Origin of the sequence: Pantoea sp. (assembly GCF_039594315.1) — a bacterium.
In the GTDB taxonomy this organism is placed as follows: Bacteria; Pseudomonadota; Gammaproteobacteria; order Enterobacterales; family Enterobacteriaceae; genus Pantoea.
In genome coordinates, this window is sequence record NZ_JBCNNP010000107.1 from 1 (window position 1) to 3,654 (window position 3,654).

The following is a 3,654-nucleotide window of genomic DNA, read 5'->3' on the forward strand; positions in this document are numbered from 1 at the left end:
TTGAACCATTTTACTGTACCCGTCTCCATGCTTTTACTTCCCTCGCAAGACATTTTGATAAGTAGGTGAGGTCATTGAAGCTGTGAGTCGAGTTTGTTTAAAACTCAATCAGCTTGTGTTAGTAGAATGTAGAGAAACGGACCTTATCGTCAAGCAAACGGCCCTGGCGGACGGGGAGAAATTCATCAAAATTTGAGGCAGTTAACGCTATTGCAAATTTTGTGATACAGGTCGCGCATGTGCTTTTAGGGCCAGTTTTTATCAACGAAAAACCCGCTTGACAGGCATGTTAAACTTTTAGGAATGGGCGCAGAAATGTGCACAACCGTAACGCAGAATTTCGACGGAACATTATGGCAAACACAAACGACTGGCTTAATTTCGAACATCTAGCCGAAGATAAAGTACGCGAAGGGTTAAAGCCGCCTTCAATGTATAAAGTCATTTTGAATAATGACGATTATACACCTATGGAATTTGTTATTGACGTTCTGCAAAAGTTCTTTTCTTATGATATTGAACGTGCAACGCAGTTGATGTTGAAAGTTCACTACCATGGAAAAGCTATCTGTGGTGTATTCACTGCAGAAGTGGCTGAAACCAAAGTAGCCCAAGTGAACAATTATGCTCGAGATAATGAACATCCTTTGCTGTGTACGCTAGAAAAAGCCTGAAGCCGTCTCCATATAGGAGATAGGTTGTCAGAGCGATAATTGGGGGAGGTGCCAAATGCTCAATCAAGAACTGGAACTCAGTTTAAACATGGCTTTCGCCAGAGCGCGCGAGCACCGTCATGAGTTTATGACCGTCGAGCATCTGTTGCTAGCACTGCTCAGTAACCCGTCGGCCAGAGAGGCACTGGAAGCCTGTTCGGTGGATATCGTGGCTCTGCGTCAGGAACTCGAAGCCTTCATCGAACAAACCACGCCGGTGTTGCCAGCCAGCGAAGAGGAGCGCGATACCCAACCGACGCTCAGCTTCCAGCGCGTGCTGCAACGTGCCGTATTCCATGTCCAGTCTTCCGGTCGCAGCGAAGTTGCGGGCGCGAACGTGCTGGTCGCTATCTTCAGCGAGCAGGAGTCGCAAGCGGCTTACCTGCTGCGCAAACACGAAGTGAGCCGCCTCGACGTGGTGAACTTCATCTCCCATGGTACGCGTAAAGACGAACCCGGCCAGCCGCAAAACAACGCGGAAAATCCGGTTAACGAAGAGCAAGCAGGCGGGGAGGATCGTATGGAAAACTTCACCACCAATCTTAATCAGCTTGCTCGAGTCGGCGGAATCGATCCGCTGATCGGCCGCGATAAAGAGCTGGAGCGTGCCGTTCAGGTATTATGCCGTCGTCGTAAAAATAACCCGCTGCTGGTGGGTGAATCCGGCGTGGGTAAAACCGCGATTGCGGAAGGCCTCGCCTGGCGCATTGTGCAGGGCGATGTGCCGGAAGTGATGAAAGAGTGCACCATTTACTCTCTTGATATCGGTTCGCTGCTGGCGGGCACCAAATACCGTGGCGATTTCGAAAAACGTTTCAAAGCGCTGCTGAAACAGCTGGAACAGGACAGCAACAGTATCCTGTTCATTGATGAAATCCACACCATCATCGGCGCTGGTGCAGCATCAGGCGGCCAAGTGGATGCGGCAAACCTGATCAAGCCACTGCTCTCCAGCGGAAAAATCCGCGTGATGGGTTCCACCACCTATCAGGAATTCAGCAATATCTTTGAGAAGGATCGTGCGCTGGCGCGCCGTTTCCAGAAGATTGATATTACCGAGCCTTCCGTGGAAGAGACCGTGCAGATCCTTAACGGTCTGAAACCTAAATACGAAGCGCATCACGATGTGCGTTATACCGCTAAAGCGGTGCGTGCGGCGGTAGAGCTGGCGGTGAAATACATCAACGATCGTCATCTGCCAGACAAAGCGATTGACGTGATTGACGAAGCTGGCGCGCGTGCGCGTTTGGTCCCGGTCAGCAAGCGTAAGAAAACCGTCAACGTGTCGGATATCGAAACGGTGGTGGCGCGTATCGCCCGTATTCCAGAGCAGAGCGTTTCAGCGACCGATCGCGATACGCTGAAAAACCTCGGCGACCGCCTGAAAATGTTGGTGTTTGGTCAGGACAATGCGATTGAAGCCTTGACCGAAGCTATCAAGATGAGCCGCGCGGGTCTGGGACAAGATCGTAAACCGGTCGGTTCATTCCTGTTTGCTGGCCCAACCGGCGTCGGTAAAACCGAAGTCACGGTGCAGTTGGCTAAAGCGTTAGGTATTGAACTGCTTCGCTTCGATATGTCTGAATACATGGAGCGTCACACCGTCAGCCGCTTGATTGGTGCGCCTCCGGGTTACGTCGGTTTTGATCAGGGCGGTTTGTTGACCGATGCAGTGATCAAGCATCCACACGCGGTGGTGCTGCTGGATGAAATCGAGAAAGCGCACCCGGATGTCTTCAACTTGCTGTTGCAGGTAATGGACAACGGTATGCTGACCGATAACAACGGCCGCAAAGCTGACTTCCGCAACGTGGTATTGGTGATGACGACTAACGCCGGTGTGCGTGAAACCGAACGTAAGTCGATCGGCTTGATTCATCAGGACAACAGCACCGACGCCATGGAAGAGATCAAAAAGATCTTTACGCCAGAATTCCGTAACCGTCTCGACAACATTATTTGGTTCCGTCACCTGTCGCAGGAAGTGATTCATCAGGTCGTGGACAAATTTATTGTTGAGTTGCAGGCGCAGCTGGATGCGAAGGGCGTCTCACTCGAAGTGAGCGATGATGCACGCGATTGGCTGGCTGACAAAGGCTACGATAAAGCGATGGGTGCGCGTCCGATGGCACGTGCCGTGCAGGAAAATCTGAAGAAACCGTTGGCGAATGAGCTGCTGTTTGGTTCGTTGGTGGATGGTGGTTCAGTATCGGTCGCGCTGGATAAAGATAAAAACCAGCTGACTTACCACTTCCTGAGTGCGGAAAAACGTAAAACGGAAGGCACGGTTCACTAAGCGTGTTGCAGATATGAAAAAGGCCGGATGCGAATCCGGCCTTTTTTTTCGCGCTAGGTAAATACAAGCATCGCGAGATGTGAATATTTACTTAGCGACTACGGAAGACAATGCGGCCTTTGCTCAGGTCGTACGGGGTCAACTCGACAGTCACTTTGTCGCCCGTCAGGATGCGGATGTAGTTTTTGCGCATTTTACCGGAGATATGAGCGGTAACCACGTGCCCGTTTTCAAGCTCTACGCGGAACATGGTGTTCGGTAACGTATCCAATACGGTACCTTGCATTTCAATATTGTCTTCTTTGGCCATCGAATCCTCTGGGTGTACTACCAAACTGTTGAACCGGCAAGATAATGCCGAATTCCATGATTTATGTAAAGAACCGTTGATGATTTTGCCAACGCTTCGCCGTGCGTCGCGCCGTTGCGCGTGCAGTACGGATAAATTAGGGTGTTTTTTGACGTCTGCGGGGGATTAGCGGGCTAAGAATCTGTAGCAATCGGCATCAGTTGCACAATCAAAACAGCTTCGGGAAATGTGTGAGATTCCCAACCTGGCAATTCCGGCTCGCCACAGCGAAGCGCGGACGACATACCAAACTCGCTTATTGTATCACTTTTGTCGGGAATTGTGTGCAAAACATC

At 50.7% G+C, this 3,654-nt stretch carries 3 protein-coding genes; 2 read left to right on the top strand and 1 reads right to left on the bottom strand.

Annotated features, from left to right (window positions below):
• Positions 1–353: 353 nt before the first annotated feature.
• Both clpS and clpA read left to right on the top strand, forming a co-directional pair.
• Positions 354–674 carry an ATP-dependent Clp protease adapter ClpS gene (clpS, locus tag ABDW13_RS23355; protein WP_007887621.1) on the top strand — a complete coding sequence of 107 codons (321 nt, stop codon included), beginning with the start codon at positions 354–356 and terminating at the stop codon, positions 672–674.
• Between the two features lie 55 nt (positions 675–729).
• Positions 730–3,009, top strand: coding sequence for an ATP-dependent Clp protease ATP-binding subunit ClpA (clpA, locus tag ABDW13_RS23360; protein WP_343554879.1), 2,280 nt, complete (start codon positions 730–732; stop codon positions 3,007–3,009).
• Between the two features lie 91 nt (positions 3,010–3,100).
• Here clpA and infA read toward each other — a convergent pair whose 3' ends face one another.
• Positions 3,101–3,319, bottom strand: coding sequence for a translation initiation factor IF-1 (gene infA / locus ABDW13_RS23365; protein WP_002211347.1), 219 nt, complete (start codon positions 3,317–3,319; stop codon positions 3,101–3,103).
• Between the last annotated feature and the right edge of the window lie 335 nt (positions 3,320–3,654).

What these genes read in the sequence shown, in the direction of transcription:
- clpS (WP_007887621.1), top strand. Translation starts at nt 354, where the DNA reads ATGGCAAACACAAACGACTGGCTTAATTTCGAACATCTAGCCGAAGAT.
- clpA (WP_343554879.1), top strand. Translation starts at nt 730, where the DNA reads ATGCTCAATCAAGAACTGGAACTCAGTTTAAACATGGCTTTCGCCAGA.
- infA (WP_002211347.1), bottom strand. Translation starts at nt 3,319, where the DNA reads ATGGCCAAAGAAGACAATATTGAAATGCAAGGTACCGTATTGGATACG.